At 71.1% G+C, this 17700-nt stretch carries 20 protein-coding genes and 1 pseudogene; 11 read left to right on the plus strand and 10 right to left on the minus strand.

Annotated features, from left to right (window positions below; all coding sequences use genetic code 11):
• Positions 1–42 precede the first annotated feature (42 nt).
• A pseudogene (locus VFV21_RS00835) lies at positions 43–597 on the plus strand (hypothetical protein); the annotation flags it as partial.
• Between the two features lie 63 nt (positions 598–660).
• The gene (locus tag VFV21_RS00840) at positions 661–816 is read left to right on the plus strand and encodes a hypothetical protein (protein WP_329667696.1); all 156 of its coding nucleotides are present in this window, start codon (positions 661–663) and stop codon (positions 814–816) included.
• Positions 817–858: 42 nt separating this feature from the next.
• Here the strand turns inward: VFV21_RS00840 and purT are convergent, their stop codons facing one another.
• Entirely contained in the window at positions 859–2058 is a 1200-nt protein-coding gene (purT, locus tag VFV21_RS00845) for a formate-dependent phosphoribosylglycinamide formyltransferase (protein ID WP_329667672.1), read from the minus strand.
• Between the two features lie 144 nt (positions 2059–2202).
• Between purT and VFV21_RS00850 the strand changes: the two genes are divergently transcribed.
• The 6 genes from VFV21_RS00850 (at position 2203) to VFV21_RS00875 (ending at position 5903) form a co-directional block, all read left to right on the plus strand.
• Positions 2203–3108: a hypothetical protein gene (locus tag VFV21_RS00850; RefSeq protein WP_329667673.1), complete on the plus strand. Its 906-nt coding sequence runs from the start codon at positions 2203–2205 to the stop codon at positions 3106–3108.
• A 102-nt stretch (positions 3109–3210) separates the two neighbouring features.
• A complete protein-coding gene (locus VFV21_RS00855) occupies positions 3211–4074 on the plus strand; it encodes an SPFH domain-containing protein (RefSeq protein ID WP_329667674.1) in 864 nt (287 codons plus the stop codon).
• A gap of 8 nt (positions 4075–4082) precedes the next feature.
• A complete protein-coding gene (locus VFV21_RS00860) occupies positions 4083–4298 on the plus strand; it encodes a hypothetical protein (RefSeq protein ID WP_329667675.1) in 216 nt (71 codons plus the stop codon).
• A 3-nt stretch (positions 4299–4301) separates the two neighbouring features.
• Positions 4302–4484: an Arc family DNA-binding protein gene (locus tag VFV21_RS00865; protein WP_329667676.1), complete on the plus strand. Its 183-nt coding sequence runs from the start codon at positions 4302–4304 to the stop codon at positions 4482–4484.
• Between the two features lie 44 nt (positions 4485–4528).
• Positions 4529–5059: a hypothetical protein gene (locus VFV21_RS00870; RefSeq protein ID WP_329667677.1), complete on the plus strand. Its 531-nt coding sequence runs from the start codon at positions 4529–4531 to the stop codon at positions 5057–5059.
• Positions 5060–5090: 31 nt separating this feature from the next.
• The gene (locus tag VFV21_RS00875) at positions 5091–5903 is read left to right on the plus strand and encodes a M15 family metallopeptidase (RefSeq protein WP_329667678.1); all 813 of its coding nucleotides are present in this window, start codon (positions 5091–5093) and stop codon (positions 5901–5903) included.
• A 452-nt stretch (positions 5904–6355) separates the two neighbouring features.
• Here VFV21_RS00875 and VFV21_RS00880 read toward each other — a convergent pair whose 3' ends face one another.
• From VFV21_RS00880 to VFV21_RS00920, 9 genes are all read right to left on the minus strand, one after another.
• Positions 6356–7030, minus strand: a complete 675-nt coding sequence (locus VFV21_RS00880) for a DNA-3-methyladenine glycosylase 2 family protein (protein ID WP_329667679.1) — start codon at positions 7028–7030, stop codon at positions 6356–6358.
• Between the two features lie 2 nt (positions 7031–7032).
• Positions 7033–7389, minus strand: a complete 357-nt coding sequence (locus VFV21_RS00885; RefSeq protein ID WP_329667680.1) for a DUF423 domain-containing protein — start codon at positions 7387–7389, stop codon at positions 7033–7035.
• Positions 7386–8585 carry a DUF4340 domain-containing protein gene (locus tag VFV21_RS00890; protein WP_329667681.1) on the minus strand — a complete coding sequence of 400 codons (1200 nt, stop codon included), beginning with the start codon at positions 8583–8585 and terminating at the stop codon, positions 7386–7388. Before VFV21_RS00890 ends, VFV21_RS00885 begins: the two co-directional genes overlap by 4 nt.
• 3 nt (positions 8586–8588) lie before the next feature.
• A complete protein-coding gene (locus VFV21_RS00895; RefSeq protein WP_329667682.1) occupies positions 8589–10451 on the minus strand; it encodes a GldG family protein in 1863 nt (620 codons plus the stop codon).
• A 5-nt stretch (positions 10452–10456) separates the two neighbouring features.
• Positions 10457–11191 (minus strand): ABC transporter permease subunit, encoded by a 735-nt coding sequence (locus tag VFV21_RS00900; RefSeq protein WP_329667683.1) that lies wholly within the window; start codon positions 11189–11191, stop codon positions 10457–10459.
• The gene (locus VFV21_RS00905) at positions 11188–12117 is read right to left on the minus strand and encodes an ABC transporter ATP-binding protein (RefSeq protein WP_329667684.1); all 930 of its coding nucleotides are present in this window, start codon (positions 12115–12117) and stop codon (positions 11188–11190) included. The genes VFV21_RS00900 and VFV21_RS00905 overlap by 4 nt, the downstream gene beginning before the upstream one ends.
• A gap of 96 nt (positions 12118–12213) precedes the next feature.
• A complete protein-coding gene (locus tag VFV21_RS00910; protein WP_329667685.1) occupies positions 12214–13482 on the minus strand; it encodes an SRPBCC family protein in 1269 nt (422 codons plus the stop codon).
• A 139-nt stretch (positions 13483–13621) separates the two neighbouring features.
• Entirely contained in the window at positions 13622–14263 is a 642-nt protein-coding gene (locus tag VFV21_RS00915) for a response regulator transcription factor (RefSeq protein WP_329667686.1), read from the minus strand.
• Positions 14260–15435, minus strand: a complete 1176-nt coding sequence (locus VFV21_RS00920) for a sensor histidine kinase (RefSeq protein ID WP_329667687.1) — start codon at positions 15433–15435, stop codon at positions 14260–14262. The genes VFV21_RS00915 and VFV21_RS00920 overlap by 4 nt, the downstream gene beginning before the upstream one ends.
• 167 nt (positions 15436–15602) lie before the next feature.
• On the opposite strand from VFV21_RS00920, the gene VFV21_RS00925 reads away from it, so the two are divergent.
• The 3 genes from VFV21_RS00925 to minD all read left to right on the plus strand — a co-directional run.
• On the plus strand, positions 15603–16199 hold the full coding sequence (locus VFV21_RS00925) for a GNAT family N-acetyltransferase (protein ID WP_329667688.1): 597 nt from the start codon (positions 15603–15605) through the stop codon (positions 16197–16199).
• Positions 16200–16201: 2 nt separating this feature from the next.
• Positions 16202–16972 (plus strand): septum site-determining protein MinC, encoded by a 771-nt coding sequence (gene minC / locus VFV21_RS00930; protein ID WP_329667689.1) that lies wholly within the window; start codon positions 16202–16204, stop codon positions 16970–16972.
• 47 nt (positions 16973–17019) lie between these two features.
• Positions 17020–17700: septum site-determining protein MinD (gene minD, locus VFV21_RS00935; protein WP_329667690.1), on the plus strand; the 681-nt coding region annotated here is incomplete at its 3' end.

A 17700-nucleotide genomic window follows, 5' to 3' on the forward strand; every position in this document is an offset into this window, starting at 1 on the left:
TAGGATGGAATTCCGCCCGCCGACCGAGAAGGACACCCCGCGATGAAGATCTCCCGTGCGAAGCCCGCCGCCCGCAAGGCCGCTCCCCGCCCCGCCGCGAAGAAAGCCGCGAAGAAGAAATCCGCCGCCAGGCCTGCGCCAAAAGCCGCCGCCGCGAAATCCGCGACCCGCAAGCCCGCGGTGAAGAGCGCGACGAAGAAGGCAGGCGCTGCCGGCCGGGCCGCGGCGAAGAAGCCGGCATCGAAAAAGCCTGCTTCGAAGAAAGTTGTCTCGAAGAAAGTGGCATCGAAGAAGATCGCCGCGAAAAAGGCCGCTCCGAAGAAGGTCGCCTCGAAGAAGATCGCTCCGAAGAAGGTCGCTACGAAGAAGGCCGCCTCAAAGAAGGCCGCCTCGAAGAAAATCGCTTCGAACAGGGCCGCTCCGAAGAAGGTCGCCACGAAGAAGATCGCTTCGAACAAGGCTGCCCCGAAGAAGATCGCTCCTAAAAAGGCCGCACTGAAGAAAGCCGCGCCGAAGAACGCCGCCCCCCGGAAGCTCGCCGCGCCAAAGGTCCCACCGAAGACCCCTGCCCCGGAGACGGCGGCCACGAAACCGATCCCGGCGCCGGCGCCCGTCGCCACCCCCGCCATAGCCTCGCCCACGGCCTCGCCCCATTCGGCCATGCCGGTGCACCCGCAGGCCACGCCGCACGTAGGTCCGGAGCCGGTGATTTCCTCGAAGGCACGCCAGCGCCTGCCCAAGGGCGGCCACGGCGACGCGCCCTCGCAGGTCCACGGCCTGCCGCTGCTGCATCGCCGCGGCGTACGCGGCCACTGAAACGCGCGGGACGCGTCCGGCCGCCCGCGGCCGGGCGCGCGCTCAGCGCAGCGTGACGCCCAGCGCCGCGGCGGCGCGGCGCGCCTTGGCGCGTGCGGTGTCCACGTCTTCGTCGCGCGCCAGCGTCACCGCGACGCGCCGGTGTCCTTCCACCCGCGGCTTGCCGAACAGGCGCAGCGCGGTGTCGGGCTCCACCAGCGCCGCGTCCACGTTGTTGAACTCCGGCACGCCGTGGCCAGTGGCCAGCACCGCGCATGACGCCGACGGACCCAGCGTACGGATGTTCGGGATCGGCAGGCCGAGGATGGCGCGCGCATGCAGCGCGAACTCGCTCAGCTCCTGCGACACCAGCGTCACCAGGCCGGTGTCGTGCGGCCGCGGCGACACTTCGCTGAACCACACCTCGTCGCCCCGCACGAACAGCTCGACGCCGAACAGGCCATGGCCGCCCAGCTCGTCGGTGATCGCGCGCGCGATGTCCTGCGAACGCTGCAGCGCCCGCGCCGACATCGGCTGCGGCATCCAGCTCTCGCGGTAGTCGCCGTCCACCTGCAGGTGGCCGATCGGGTCGCAGAAGCTGGTGCCGTCGCGGTGGCGCACGGTCAGCAGCGTGATCTCGTAGTCGAAGCGGATGAAGCCCTCGACGATGCAGCGGCCCTGGCCGGCGCGCCCGCCGGTCTGGGCATACTCCCAGGCGGCGTCGATGTCGGCCTCGCTGCGCACGGTGCTCTGGCCCTTGCCGGACGAGGACATCACCGGCTTCACCACGCAGGGCAGGCCGATGGCGGCCACCGCCGCGCGGTAGTCCTCGCGCGTATCGACGAAGCGGTAGGGCGAGGTCGGCAGCCCGAGCGTCTCGGCCGCCAGGCGGCGGATGCCTTCGCGGTCCATGGTCAGGCGCGCGGCGCGCGCGGTGGGCACCACGTGCAGGCCCTGGTCGGCCTCGAGTTCGACCAGGGTGGGCGTGTGGATGGCCTCGATCTCGGGCACCACCAGGTCGGGCTTCTCGTGCGCGATCAGGTCGCGCAGCGCGGCCGGGTCGAGCATGTTCAGCGTGTGGCTGCGGTGCGCGACCTGCATCGCCGGCGCGTCGTCGTAGCGGTCGGCGGCGATCACCTCGACGCCCAGGCGCTGCAGCTCGATCGCCACTTCCTTGCCCAGCTCGCCCGAGCCCAGCAACAGCACGCGCCGGGCACCGGCCGACAGCGGAGTTCCGAGGGTGACGGGGCGCGGGTCGGTCATGGCGGCGGGATTCCGGCGGGAAAGCCGGGAGTGTAGCTGTGGGAGGGACTTCAGTCCCGATGCCGTTCGCCGGAAAGCATCGGGACTGAAGTCCCTCCCACAGGGGGTTTCTGGCATGCTTCGCGCTCACCCCACGGGTCCTGCATGTCCTCCGTACGCGCCGCCGCCACCGCCCTGCTGTTGCTGGTCCCTGCGGTCGCGATGGGCGCGCGCTGGGGCGAACCCGAGGCGATGGGGCTGGTCACCGAGGCCGCCATCGACGAAATCAGCGGCCTCGCCGCGGCCCGCCGCCACCCCGGCCTGTTCTGGGCGCACAACGACAGCGGCAACACCGCCGAGCTGCACCTTGTCGACGAGCGCGGCCGGCGCCAGGCCAGCGTCGCCACGCCCGGCGCGCCGAACCTCGACTGGGAGGACATGGCCTCCTTCCACCGCGACGGCCGCGATTACCTGCTGGTGGCCGACACCGGCGACAACGGCGGCATCCGCCGCACGCTGTCGCTGCACGTCTTCGAGGAACCCACCGACCTGTCCCAGCCCGCCACGCTGGCCTGGACCCAGCACTTCCGCTGGCCCGACGGCCCGCGCGACTGCGAGGCGGTGGCGGTCGATGCCGTGCGCGGCGAGGTGCTGCTGGTCTCGAAGAAGCGCGTTCCCGCCGAATTGTTCCGCGTGCGCCTGGGCCCCGGCGACGGCGAACAGGTGGCCGAGCTGGTCGGCACCCTGCCCGGCATCGAGCAGCCTGACGCCAGCGACCTCGGCCGCAGCCCCATCTACGGCCGCTACCGCGCGCAGATCACCGCGGCCGACCTGAGCCCGAACGGTCGCGTGCTGGCGGTGCTCAACTACCGCGCCATCCACTTCGTGGTGCGCGGTCGCGACGGCGACTGGGGTCCCGGCCTGGCCGGCAAGCTGCCCCACCTCATCCTGCCCTGGCTGCCGCAGGCCGAGGCCATCGCCTTCTCCGTCGACGGCCGCAGCCTGACCGTCGCCAGCGAGCAGCTGCCCTCGCCGGTCATCCGCTTCCGGATCGAACCCAAGGCCAAGTGATTGATCCGGCGGGGTTCCTGCCCCATCGGGCGAGGCCTCGTCCGGCACATTGCATTTAGATATCTTTTTGATATCTTGGCCGCAGTCCACGGGAGAGTCCCCATGAAAGAGCAGAGCGTCAGTTCCATCCCCGGCATCCCCTTCCTGCTCGGCCTGCTGGTGGCCATGGCGGGCACGGCGGCGCTGTTCATCCTCGGCCTTCGCGACCAGGACGGCCTGTTCATCGCGGCCGGCGTGGCGCTGGGCATCCTCGAGTTCTTCCTGCTGTTCGGCTTCTACATGGTCGAACCGAACCAGGCCGCCGTGCTGAGCCTGTTCGGCAAGTACGTCGGCACCTGCAAGGACCAGGGCCTGCGCTGGAACAACCCCTTCTTCTCGGCCAAGAAGGTCTCGCTGCGCGTGCGCAACTTCGAGTCGGGCAAGCTCAAGGTCAACGACCTCGACGGCAGCCCGATCGAGATCGGCGCGGTGGTGGTGTGGCAGGTGGTCGATTCGGCCGAGGCGGTCTACAACGTGGATGACTACGAGAGCTTCGTGCACATCCAGTCGGAGGCCGCGCTGCGCGCCATGGCCACCAGCTATCCCTACGACCAGCACGAGGACGGCAAGATCTCGCTGCGCAGCCACGCCGCCGAGATCGCCAAGCACCTGACCGAGGAAATCCAGGAGCGCCTGGCCCAGGCCGGCGTGACGGTCGGCGAAGCGCGCATCAGCCACCTCGCCTACGCACCGGAAATCGCCCAGGCCATGCTGCAGCGCCAGCAGGCCGGCGCGATCATCGCCGCGCGCACCCGCATCGTCGAAGGCGCGGTGAGCATGGTCGAGATGGCGCTCGAGCAGCTCTCCGCCCGCAAGGTGGTCGACCTGGACCCGGAGCGCCGCGCGGTGATGGTGAGCAACCTGCTGGTGGTGCTCTGCGGTGAGCGCGGCACCCAGCCCGTGGTCAACGCCGGCTCGATCTACTGATGGGCGGCATGGACGGCTGGATGCTGGTCGGCGCGGCCCTGCTGCTTACCGCCCTGCCGGGCCTCGGCCTGGGCCTGGTGCTGGTCACCGGGCTCTGGCGGCCGCGCCAGCTCGAGGGCGCGACCGATCCGGACCAGCTGCGCCGCAGCGTCGGCTTCCGCGCGCTGGCGGTGGCCGGCGCGGTGGCGGCGCTGGGCGTGGCGATGCTGCTGTTGCGGGGATAACCGGTGGCTGAGAAGAAGGCCTACCCGCTGCGCATGAACGCCGAAGTGCTGGACGCCCTCCAGCGCTGGGCCGACGAAGAGCTGCGCTCGGTGAACGCCCAGATCGAATACCTGCTGCGCGACGCCCTGCGCAAGGCCGGGCGCCTGAAAGCGCCCGGCGACGACGAACCGCCCGCGGCAGGCTGACTGCACCGCCCCACGCCCCGACCGACGCCTGCCGAGATTCCGCCATGTTCCGACGCCTCGCCCTTCCCCCGCTCGGCAAGCCGCCGATCGTCTTCGCCGTGCTGGTGGGCGGCCTGCTGCCGATCGCGATCGCGGTCGGCGTGGTGCTGCAGGTCAGCGCCGAGAAGATCTCGCCCGCGATGATGCTGCTGGTCCAGGCCGGGGCCGCGGCCGTCTCGCTGGCCATCGTGCTGCCGATGTGGCGGCGCGAGGCCGCCTTCGACGGCAAGCACCTGCGGGTGAAGGCGACGTACTACACACGCCAGGCGGCGCTGCCGGAGTTCGACCTCGCCGCGGCCCGCGTCGTGGACCTGCGTGAGCACACCGAGTTCAAGCCGGTGCTGAAGACGAACGGGTTCTCGGTGCCGGGCCTGCAGGCGGGCCACTTCCGGCTGCGCGACAAGCGCGCGGCGTTCTGCCTCGTCACCGATCCGGCCCGGGTGCTGTGCCTGCCGCATGCCGACGGCCGGCTTTGGATGCTCAGCCTCACCCACCCGCAGGCGGTGCTCGACATCCTGCGCCGCGCGGCCGCGTGACGCCCCTCCGTCCGCCCGCTAAGCTGACCGCATGCACGCCCTCGACTGGCACCTCGTCAACAGCGACCTGATCGAAGCCCTGCCCTCGCGGCTGCTGCGCGACCGCGTGCGCGCCAACGCCGACGCCCGCGCGCTGGCGCAGGCACCCTGGCTGCTTCGCCGCAAGCGCGACGGCCGCTTCCTCGCCACCACGGGCAACGGGCGCTTCACCGCGCTGGTGCCGCAACTGGCCCGCGAGCCTGGCCTGGCCGACATCCTCGCCGCGCTGTCCGCCCCGCACGAGCGCGCTGGCCGCCCCTTCGAACTGCCGCTCGACGGCCTGCTCGCGCACCTGCATTCACTCGGCCTGGACGAGAGCTACGGCGACGCCGTCGGCCTGCCGCTGGTCGCCGAACCCGCGCGCCTGGAATTCGCGGGCCACGACCGCTACCGCCGCCCGCTGTGGCTGCTCGACCCGGCCGCGCGGGCCTGGCGCCGGATGCGCGCCGCGGCGCAGGCCGAGGACATCGCGCTGGAGGCGATCTCCGGCTACCGCAGCCACGCCTACCAGCTCGGCATCTTCGAGCGGAAGCTCGCGCGCGGGCTGACGCTGCCGCAAATCCTGGCCGTCAACGCCGCGCCGGGCTTCAGCGAGCACCACGGCGGCTGCGCCATCGACATCGGCACGCCCGGCCAGCCGCCCGCCGAGGAATCCTTCGAAGCCACGCCGGCCTTCGCGTGGCTGCACCGCCGCGCCGGCGATTTCGGCTTCCGCATGAGCTACCCGCGCGGCAACCCGCACGGCATCGTCTACGAACCCTGGCACTGGCGCTGGCACGGCGTGCGCGGGGCGCACGACACGTGACTTCCCGGCCGCGCCGCCGCCCACAGACATAGGTCTGCGGCCCGACTCAGGAGCGTCATCCTGACCACTGATGTCGGGTCGCAGACCTATGTCTGTGTGCGACGTCGCCCCGGAAGCCGGTCGCACACCGGAGTGAGGTCAAGTGCAAGAGCAAAAGCTACAGCAGCGCCCAGCGGCCGAGGAGAGGAGCGATGCGCCTGGCCCTTCGTGCGCTACGCGCACGCTTGCTCTCTTCTTTTGACCTCGGTCCGGTGTACGACGGGCCTTCGGGGCAACGTCGCACGCACGACTAGTACTTCTGAAGTGAAGGGCAGGAGGCCCGTAACGGCCGACGTTTGCTGCCAGGGACGGGGCGCCAGCAAGACGGCGGGCAGAAGTACTAGTCGTGCGGGCGGCGGCGCTGCCGCGAGGCCACGGTGTAAAGCGGTTCGTGCGCAAGGCGCACGCCGGGGTCAGTCCTGGGAGCGTTTGACGGGGGGCTTGGCGGGCGTGGCGGCGTCGACGATGCGCCAGAGGTAGAGGCCGGCGAGCGTGCGGTACGGGCCCCAGGGTTCGCCGCGTTCGGCCAGGACCTTGGGCTTGGGCATCTCGTCGAGCTTGTCGAGCAGCTGCGCGCCCTTGCGCACGCCCAGGTCGTCGACCGGCAACACGTCGGGGCGGCCGAGGCTGAACATCAGCATCATCTCGACCGTCCAGCGGCCGATGCCGCGCACCGCGGTGAGGCGCTCGATGATCGCAGCGTCGTCCATGCCCGCCATCTCGCGCGAGGTCGGGATCTCGCCGCGGGCGTCGCGCGCGGCCAGGTCGCGCAGGGCCAGGGTCTTGTTGCCCGAGACGCCGCAGGCGCGCAGCGTGGGGTCGTCGATGCGGCCGAGGGTGTCGGCGTGCAGCTTGCTGGCGCCGATGGCCACTTCGACCCGCCCGACGATGGTGGCGGCGGCCTTGCCCGAGAGCTGCTGGTAGAGGATGGCGCGGGCGAGTGCGTCGGTGGTGTCGAAGGGCTTGCGCCAGCGTGCGGCGACGTCGAGCGGGCCGATGCGGTCGATCCAGCGGCCCAGCTTGCGGTCGCGACGGCGCAGGTGCGCAGCGGCGTCATCGAGGTCGAATCCACGCGGGTGGCGGGCCATGGCTAAGCGCTCGTGCGAAGGGCGTCTACGGCCAGCGTAAGCCAAGCCAGCATCATCAGCATGCCGCCGGCCGGAGCCAGCGTCGTCGGCGTGTCGGCGAACACCGCGCCGAGCAGGCTTCCGGAAAACAGCAGCACGCCCGACGCGAGCGCCGTGAGCGCGACGAGGCAGAGGCGCGAGGCGGCGGGCCTGGCCAGCACCAACAGGGCAAGTCCGTGGCCGAACAGAAACAGGGCGGCCAAGCCGGCGCGCCGGGCGTCGTCGTCCGCCAGCCCGTGGCTGGCATAGGCGCCCAGGCCCACGGACGCGGCGCAGGCGATGGCGCCCAGCGCCGCCAGGCCGCGGGCCAGCGCGGTCACCGGGTGCCGGCCAGGTAGTCGTTGCGGCTGCGCATCAGCGGCGCGGCCTTGTAGGGCGGCAGCAGGAACTGGCGGCCTTCGAAGCTGGCCTGCCAGGCATCGACCCGCGCGCGAAGCGCGGCGACGCGTTCGGCGGGCGATTTCGTCGCGTCGCCGCGCGTGTCATCGGCATCGGCGGCGACGACAGCGTCGTCGCCGGCGTCGTTGGGGGCGGCCTCGCCGTCCGCCGTGTCCTGGGGGTCGCCCTCGCCCGCGCCAGCTTCCGCGGCTTCGGCATCCTTTGCGGCCTGCGCGGCCGCGACCGCATCGGCCTGCTCGAACCACGCCAGCGCCTGCGCCTCGTCCAGCGTGGCCGTCAGCCGCGCCCAGGTGCCGCGCTCGTCGCGCCAGGCGGCGACGCGCACGGAAACGCCATCCACGCCGATGAAATCGACGACCTGGGTCGCCCCGGTGCCGGTGTCGGTGGTCAGGTCGTCGAAGGGCAACTGGTCGGTGAACCCGGCGGTGCCGTTGCCGGCGTCCGGATCGGTCATCGCGGTGGGCGGCAGGCCGTCGAGGCTGAAGCGGTCGTCCACGCGCGAGAGTCGGAACGCGCGCGCGCCGGCCGGCGCGATGCGCACTTCCTCGATGCGCGCCATCGGAATGTCGACCAGGCGGCGGTCGAGCCAGTCGGTTGGCTCGCGCGCCGGGCCGATGTCCTCGTCCAGCAGCCAGGCCTGCGGGTCGTCGCCGACGCGCACGTAGCTGCCGCCGAGCGAGGGATGGTTGTTGCCCACCACCAGCCGCACCGGGTCGCCGCTACCGGCCAGGCGCAGTTCGGCGCCCTTGGCCCCGGGCGCGGCGACGTCCTCGACGCCGAGGCGCGCGTGCAGGTCGGGATTGCGAGTCTTGGGCTCGATGCGCCGGGCCCCGGCGAGCCGGAACAGCGCGCGGCTCACTTCGCGCTGGTTGGCGGGCCAACCGTCGCGGTCGGGCATCACCCAGGTGCCGTCCCGCTTCTCGATGCGCACCAGCGGCTGGCCGCCGGCGCCCACCACTTCGATGGCGTCGATGGCCTCGACCCGCGCGTCAAAACCCGGCAGCAGGCGACCCGCTTCTTCCACCGCACCGGTGGCCTGGCGATCAAGCAGCCACCACGCCGCGCCGGCCAGGCCGGCCACCACCACCGCCGCCAGCACCAGCTGCCGCGGACGCATGGCTCAGGCCCCCGCCGTGCGGCGGCGCGACCAGCGGCGCCAGGCCAGGCCCAGCGCCACCAGCACCACCAGCGCCGGCATGCCCAGGATGTTGATCAGCTTCAGGCGATCGCCCAGCGCTTCGATGTCGGCGTTGAGCCGGTGCTGCACGTCGCGCAGCTCGCGGCGCATCCGCAGCTTCTCGTCCTGGAAGCGCAGGATCTCGGCCTGCTGCTGCGCGCTCAGCGCCTGCGCCTGGCCGTCGGCGCCCGGCTGCTGCAGCGCGGCCAGCTGCTGCTCGAGCTCATCGAGCTGCTGCTGCAGGCGCTGCTCGCTGCTGCGGTAACGGGCCTCGGCGCTGCGGCGCAGGGCCGCCACGCGCTCGAACGGCCGGGTGGCCGAGGCGCGCGTGCGCACCGCGATCAGGTCGGCGTTGCCGACCAGGTTGTCGACCGCGTTGTAGACGAAATCGCCGTTGCCGGCGAAGGCGTTGTAGACCGGCTGGCCGAGGAAGTCGTTCACCTGCACCCACAGGCGGTCGGCCAGCACGTCGGTGTCGGCGACCACGACCAGGTTGACCGGCGCGAGGCTCTCGGCCAGGTGTTTCTCGCCGCTGCGGCCGGGGAAGGCGCTGCGCAGCGGGCCGGTGAAGCGCGCGGCGATCACGTGCGGCTGGCCGCCTGGGCGGAAGCCTTCGCGCAGGCGGTCGGGGTCGGCAACGGCGTCGCGCACGGCGGTCACGTCGCCCAGCGCGGACGCGCCGGAGCTTTGCGCCAGCGGCTCCATCGCCAGGGTCGATTCGCGGGTCAGGCCGAGCGCGCCGGCGCTGGAGACGTTCAGCGTCTGCAGTTCGCCGGTCACCACGTCGTCCTGGTTCAGCGCTTCCTTGCCCAGGCCGAGCACGGCCAGGTGCCGCACCGGCAGGCCGTTGGGGTCGTGCTGCACCTGCAGGGCGTGCTTCTCGTCCAGCACCAGGCGGGTCGGGTCGTACTGGATGCCCCAGGCCTGAAACAGCGCGGGCAGGTCCGAGCTGCGCGGGATCGCCACCGACAGCGGGTCGAGCGGATCGATCGCGGATTCATCGGCCTCGGAATCCGGATCCACGAACACCAGCAGGCGGCCGCCGCGCATCACGAACTGGTCGATCGCGTACAGCGTGTCCTCGGGCAGCTCCTTCGGGTGCACCACCATCAGCAGGTCGACGTCGCCGGCGATGTCGGTGGGGTTGCCCTGCAGGCGACGCAGCTCGAACAGTTCGCTGACCTGGCGATCCACCACCCAGCCCGGGCCACCGCGACCGGTCGGGTCCATGGTCGGGCCGGTCGGCAGGCCGCTGATCAGCCCGACCACGGGCTGCGCATCTACGCTGAGCGTGGAGATCAGCTTGGCCACGTCGTATTCGAGAAAGGCTTCCTTGTCCGGCTGGATGAAGGGCATCACCGTCTCACCGTCGGTGCTGTTGACGCCCACCAGGCCGAAGAACAGCTTGTCGCCGCTGGTGCCCAGCGGGATCGACTGCAGGCCGTAAGCCTCCGCCTCGTCCTCGGCCTCGGAGAACGGCTCGGGGTCGATGACCTCCAGCGTGACGTTGCCGCCGCTGCGGGCCGCGACTTCCTCGAGCAGCTCGCGCACCCGGGTGGCGAAGACGCGGAACTGCTGCAGCTCGCGGGTGGCGTGCTCGGAGTAATAGAGCTTGAGCCGCACCGGCTCCTCGATCCGGCCCAGCAGGTTGCGGGTGCCGTCGGACAGCGTGTACAGGCCCTTGTCGGTCAGGTCGAGGCGGGCGCCGCGCAGCACCACGGAATTGAGCGCCACCAGGGCGACGAAGCCCAGCGCCAGCAGCGCCAGCGCGACCAGGGGAGCGGAACGTCGGGACAGGATCTTCATGGCGTTCAGTCGGCTTTCTTCAGGTCGATCACCAGCACCGTGGCGGTGAGCCAGGCCGCGATGCACAGCAGGAAGAACACCACGTCGCGCAGGTCGAGCACGCCGCGGCTGATCGCCTGGAAATGGGTCAGGAAGCTCAGCCCCGCGAAGGCGTCCACCCACGGCTGCGGCGCCCAGCCGCGCACCAGGTCGAGCGCCATCGGGAAGCCGGCCAACAGCAGCAGCAGGCACACCACCACGGTGAGGATGAATGCCACCACCTGGCTGCGGGTCGCCGCCGACAGCGCGCTGCCGATGGCGAGGAAGGCGCCGGCCATCAGCCAGCTGCCGAGATAGCCCGCGAAGATCACGCCGTGGTCGGGATCACCGAGCCAGGCCACCGTGACCCACATCGGGAAGGTCAGCACCAGCGCCAGGCCGAGGAAGGCCCAGGCCGCGAGGAACTTGCCCAGCACCGCCTGCCACAGCGCCAGCGGCAGCGTCAGCAGCAGCTCGAGCGTGCCGGACTTGCGCTCCTCGGCCCACAGCCGCATCGCCACCGCGGGCGCCAGCAGCAGGTAGAGCCAGGGATGGAAGCGGAAGAAGGGCTGCAGGTCGGCCTGCCCCGCTTCGTAGAAGCCGCCGAGGTAGAAGGTGAACGCCCCGGCCAGGGCCAGGAAGATGACCAGGAACACCGCCGCCAGCGGGGTGGCGAAATAGCTGGCGAACTCGCGCCGGAACACCGACAGCACCGCGCTCATGCCTGCGCTCCTTCGGTGGTGATGCGGCGGAAGACTTCGTCGAGCCGGCCGCGCTCGGGCTGCAGGCCGCTGAACGCGACGCCGCGCTGGCGCAGCCGTTCGGCCACCGCGTCGGCGGCGACGGGCCGGCCCTGCGGGAACACGTAGAGCCGGCCGTCCACCGCATCCTGGTGGAAGCCGCTGACGCCCGGCATGCCGTCGAGCGCGGCGCGGGCGGCGATGCTGTCGCCGGCGAGCAGCGACACGGCGCCCTGGTAGCGCGAACGCGCCAGCAGCTCGGCCGGCGTGGCGTCGGCCAGCACCTTGCCGCGGGCGACGATCATCGCGCGACTGCACACCGCCTCGACTTCCTCGAGGATGTGGGTGGACAGCAGCACCGTGCGCTCGCGCGCGAGCTCGCGGATCAGGCTGCGCACCTCGTGCTTCTGGTTCGGGTCGAGGCCGTCGGTGGGCTCGTCGAGGATCAGCGCGGGCGGGTCGTGCAGGATCGCGGCGGCCAGGCCGACGCGGCGCTTGAAGCCTTTGGAAAGCGTGTCGATCGGCTGGTGCAGCACGCCCTCGAGTGCCAGCCGCTTGAGCACCGACTGCATCCGCTCGCGCCGGTGCGCGCCGGTGAGGCCGCGGACGTCGGCGACGAAACCGAGGAAACCGGACGGCGACATCTCGCCGTAGCCCGGCGCGCCCTCGGGCAGGTAGCCCAGCGCGCGGCGCGCGGCCATCGGCGCGGCCTGCACGTCGTGGCCGCAGACCTTCGCGGTGCCCGACGTGGGTGCCAGGAAGCCGGCGATCATCTTCATCGTGGTGGACTTGCCGGCGCCGTTCGGGCCGAGGAAGCCCAGCACCTCGCCGGGCTCGACCTTGAAACTGATGCCGTCCACGGCCAGCAGGCGGCCGTAGCGCTTGTGCAGGGCGTGTGCCTCGATCATCGGGGGCGTGTCTCGCTGGATTCGGTTTCGGTGGGCGCCCGGGCAGGCGACCCCGGAAACGACAGGGCGGGCACTCGGCCCGCCCTGCGGTGTTGCTTAGGCGGCGGCCGCTTCGGCCTCGGCCTCTTCGGCGGCCGGGGCGGGCTCGGCGGCCTCGTCCTCGGGCAGCGGCGCGATCACGCGCGGCGCCGGGGCATCGACGCCCGGCACGACCACCGGCCAGTAGACGTTGAACTCGGCGTCTTCGGCCAGCATGTCCTTGATCTCGCCGAGGTACTCCTCGAACGGACGATCGGTCGGCTCGTGGCCGCGGACCAGGGCCCAGGCACGGACCAGGTCGCGGATGCGGGCCAGGCCCGGCGACGGACCGACGTAGCTGGACTTGGCGACGCGCATGGCCGGCAGCTGGGCGTACACGACCGGGCCTTCGACCTCGACCTCGAAGGTTTCCAGCGGCGCGTTCGGATCCACGGCCGGGGCCGGGGCCGGGGCGGCCTCGGCAACCGCCTCGGCGGCCTCGCCCGCTTCACCGTCGGCGGCGGCCGGGGCGGCCGGGCCGGTGCCCTTGCGGCGGATCGGCATCACCACGTCGAAGGCGTAGCTGTCGGAGCCGAACTCGTTGGTGACGATGCGCATCGGGCCGGCGGGCTCGAGCTCGTTCTTCTCCATCACCTGGTCGATCCACTTGCGCTGGTTCGTCATCGCCAGGGCGATGTCGTCGTTGGCGCGCTTGGCGGCGGTGGTGACGAGCAGGACGTTCTGCGCGGGCAGCTCGGCGATCTCGAAGCCCGGCTCGTGCTGGCTGTAGTCGAAGCGCGGGATCGTGGCCAGCAGGTTGCTCAGCTTGGTCAGGCCACGCTTGATGTCGGCGCCGACTTCGCTGTTCACGTACAGGGTGCCGGCGTAGCGACCGAGCAGGTCATAGCCGTAGTCCACCGAGTAGCGCTGGGTGATCTCGATGTTCTGGTTGCGCTGGCCGGTCCGCTCGAAGCGGAAGGTCATGGTCTTGTTCTTGCCGCGGCCCGGGGTGTCGAGCGCATAGACGATCTTCTCGCCCGGCACGATTTCCTTGATCTCCCACTTGCCCGAGCCGATCGAATGCTGGCTGGAGCTGAAGGCGAGCGCGGCGCCGACGCCGGACTCGGGACCCGAGGCGGTGAGCTGCATGCGCGGGTCGTGGTTGATCAGCGCGTTCCAGTCCTTGAACCGGGTGAAGCTGCTGAGGATGTCGTTCACGGTGGACATCGGGCGATTGGTCTCGACCGAGTGCGACACGGTGCGCGAGGCGGGCAGGAACAGGCCGATCACCACGAACAGGGCGATGACGATCAGCAGGGAAATAATCCACTCAATAACTCGGGTCATTCGGAAGCTCTCCAGGAACGGCCCTCGACTGGTCCACATGCCCAATCGCAGGAACCCGGGAGGATAACAGGTCAGCCCGCCGCCCGGCAGGGGGCGGCGGGAAATCGCCGGAAACCGCGCAGCGGCGCGGGTTCCGGGCCTAGACCAGCTTGAGCTCGAAGGCCTTGAGCACGGCCCGGGTGCGGTCGCGCACGCCCAGCTTGGACAGGATGTTGGAGACGTGGTTCTTCACGGTGCCTTCAGCCACGCCGAGGGAGTTGGCGATCTCCTTGTTGGAGAAGCCGCCGGCCATCAGGCGCAGGATCTCGGTCTCGCGATCGGTCAGCGGATCGGGCTGGTCGAGGCTGACGAATTCGTTCTGCAGGCCCTCCAGGCCCGAGAGCAGGCGCTGGGTGACGGCCGGCTGCACCAGCGAGCCGCCGTCGGCGACGGTCTGGATGGCGTTCACCAGCTGGTCCAGCGACACGTCCTTGAGCAGGTAGCCGCGGGCGCCGGCGCGGATGCCGGCCAGCACCAGCTGGTCGTCGTCGAAGGTGGTCAGGATGATGGTGGGCGGCAGCTGCCCCTTCGCCGTCAGCGCCTGCAGGGCCTCGAGGCCCGACATCACCGGCATGCGCATGTCCATCAGCACCACGTCGGGCTTGATTTGCGGGATCAGCTCGACCGCCTGGCGGCCATCGCCGGCTTCGGCGACCACCTCGATGCCATCGGCGAGTTCGAGCAGGGATTTGACGCCCTGGCGTACCAGGGTCTGGTCGTCGACCAGGCAGACACGGATCATGCGGCGTTCTCCAGGGGCAAGCGGATGTCGAGCGCGAAACCCTGACCGCGCCCGGTGATGATATCGACCCGGCCGCCGTGGGCGGCGAGGCGTTCGCGCATGCCGCGCAGCCCGTTGCCAGGCACGGCGTCGCCCTCGATGCCGCGGCCGTCGTCGCGGGCCTGGATGCGGGCCTCGCCGGCGTCGCGGGCGATCGTGAGCCAGAGGGTGGACGCGCCGGCGTGGCGCACGGCATTGGTGATGATTTCCTGCGTGCAGCGCAGCAGCACGTGGGCCCGCTCGGGGTCCTCGATGGTCAGCGGCTCGGGCATGTCCAGCCGGATGTCCAGCGCCGGCACGCCCTCGACCAGGGTGCGGATGGCGCCGCTGAGGTCGATCGCGCCCTCGTCGCGCATCTCGCTTACCGCTTCGCGCACGTCGGTGAGCAGCAGCTTGGCCAGGGTGTGGCTCTGGCGCACGTGCTCCTGGGCGCGGCCCTCGGTGAGGTGGCCGGCCACCTCCAGGTTCAGGCTCAGCGCGGTGAGGTGGTGGCCGAGCAGGTCGTGCAGCTCGCGCGAGATGCGCACGCGCTCGCTCATGCGCGAACTCTCGGCCAGCAGGGCGCGGGTGGCGCGCAGTTCGGAATTGAGCCGGCGCTGGTCCTCGCGGGCCTCGGCCTGCTGCTTGGCGACCAGGCCGATCACCATCGCGAAGCTCGAGTAGCCCACGTACAGCATCGCCTGCAGCACCGCGAAGCCCGGCGTGTAGCCCTCCATCCGGCTGAACACCGGCACCAGCGCGCCGTGCTGCAGGATCAGCCACAGCACGCCCACGGGCAGCGGCACCAGCCAGGGGATGACGCCGGCGATGATCAGCATCAGCACCGCGCCCATGCCGGTGCCGGTCTGGTGGCTGACCACGATGGCCGACAGGGTCAGGGCCGCGAGCAGCAGCGCATCCACCAGCCGCGGCCGGCGGGCGCCAAGGGCGCGGGTCACCTGCCAGTAGATGACGCCGAAGGCCAGGTAGGCCAGGCTGGCCAGCGTCAACCCGGGCGTGGCGAGGCCCTGGGCCGAATCCGAGGCATCGGCCGGGAAGTGCCAGGTGAACACGATCAGCGGGATGCCCACCACCGCCCAGGTGAACAGGCCGGCGTAGCGCAACAACTGGGTGTGGGAGAGGCGGTTCAGCATGCCGGCATCATAGGCCGGCGGCGGACCCGGCGGGCCACCCCGGAAGTCATGCCTGCGAGGATTTCCCGGCGCCGCCCCGGGGGACGGCGCCCGTGCGATAATCCCGTCCCGATCGCCCGCCGGGTTCCCCCGCCCGCGGCCCTCACGCCATCGGAGTCCGAAAGACAATGCCGATCACCATCCGCGACGTGCGCGAGCACGAGCTGGATTCCGTACTTGCCCTGAACAACGCGGCCGGGCCGTCCATCCTGCCGATGGACGCCGCCAAGCTGCGTTTCTTCTGGGAGCACGCCGAATACTTCCGGGTCGCCGAACAGGACGGCCTGATCACCGGGTTCCTGGTCGCCCTGTCGCAGGACGCCCCGCACGATAGCCCGAACTTCCGCTGGTTCAAGGACCGCCACCCGCGCTTCCTGTACGTGGACCGCATCGTGATCGCCCGGCCCCGCCGCGGCGGCGGCCGCGGCCGCATGTTCTACGCCGACGTGCAGAGCTTCGCCGAGGTGCGCTGGCCGCAGCTGTGCTGCGAGGTGTTCCTGCAGTCCGGCAACGACCCGGCCCTGCTCTTCCACGGCAGCTTCGGCTTCCGCGAGGTCGGCCAGCAGGTGATGCCCGGCACCGACATCCGCGTCTCGATGCTCATGAAGGAGATGTGCAGCCATCCCTTCATCGCCGAGACCTACGGCACGCGCCTGCCCGACCAGCCCTGGCTCGCGGCGCGCGCCCTGCCCGGCCGCCTCGGCGCCCTGGCGACGGGAACCTGAGCATGGCCGCCAACCCCCTCGACTACGAACAGGCCGGCGAACTGAAGTTCGGCCAGGTCGGCATCGCCAACCTGCGCGTGCGCACGCTCGATCCCGAGCGCCTCGGCGCCGAGATGGCCGAGCGCGTGCAGCGCGCGCCGAAGCTGTTCGCGCGCGCTGCGGTGGTGCTCGATTTCGGCGGCCTGAGCCGCTGCCCGGACGCCGCCCAGGCCCGCGCGGTGGTCGACGCGCTGCACGCGGCCGGCGTGCTGCCGGTGGCCCTGGCCTACGGCACCCGCGAGATGGACGAGCTGTCGCAGGCCGTGGGGCTGCCGCTGCTGGCCAAGTTCCGCGCGTCCTACGAGCGCGATGGCGAGTCCGAGCCGGCCGCGCCGCCGCCGCGCCGGACCGCCGCCGCGCCCGAGCCCGCCCCGGCGCCGGCCGCCGCGCCGGCGCGCGCCGCCGAACCGGGCCTGATGCACGTGCATCCGGTGCGCTCCGGCCAGCAGGTCTACGCCCAGGACCGCGACCTGACGGTCTGCGCCACCGTCGGCGCCGGCGCCGAGGTCATCGCCGACGGCTCCATCCACGTCTACGGCGCCCTGCGCGGCCGCGCCCTGGCCGGCGCCGGCGGGCTGGCCTCGGCCCGCATCTTCTGCCGTGAATTCCACGCCGAGCTGGTCGCGGTGGCCGGGCACTACAAGGTGCTGGAGGAAATCCCCAAGGACCTGCTCGGCAAGGCCGTGCAGATCTGGCTCGAGAATGACAAGCTGCACCTGGCGCAGCTCGACTGAAACCCCATTAGAAGCGCGCCCAAAGCGCACCGTTACGGAGAAGAACATTGGCTGAAATCATCGTTGTGACCTCGGGCAAGGGCGGCGTCGGCAAGACCACCACCAGCGCCAGCATCGCCTGCGGCCTGGCCAAGGCCGGCAAGAAGACCGCCGTGATCGACTTCGACGTCGGCCTGCGCAACCTCGACCTGATCATGGGCTGCGAGCGCCGCGTGGTGTACGACTTCGTCAACGTCGTGCACGGCGAGGCCAACCTCAAGCAGGCGCTGATCAAGGACAAGCGCTTCGACAACCTGCACGTGCTGGCCGCGTCGCAGACGCGCGACAAGGACGCCCTGACCAAGGAAGGCGTGCAGAAGGTGCTCGACGACCTCGTCGCCGACGGCTTCGACTACATCGTGTGCGACTCGCCGGCCGGCATCGAGAAGGGCGCGTTCCTGGCGATGTACTTCGCCGACCAGGCGGTCGTCGTGGTCAACCCGGAAGTGTCCTCGGTGCGCGATTCCGACCGCATCCTGGGCCTGCTGGCCAGCAAGACGCGCAAGGCGGAGGACGGCGGGCGCGTGCGCGAGCACCTGCTGCTCACCCGCTACAGCCCGCAGCGCGTCGAGAACGGCGAGATGCTGTCGATCACCGACGTCGAGGAAGTGCTCGGCCTGAAGACGATCGGCGTGATTCCCGAATCCGGCGACGTGCTCAACGCCTCCAACAAGGGCGAACCCGTCATC

The organism is Arenimonas sp. (genome assembly GCF_036275555.1).
Taxonomy (GTDB): Bacteria; Pseudomonadota; Gammaproteobacteria; order Xanthomonadales; family Xanthomonadaceae; genus Arenimonas.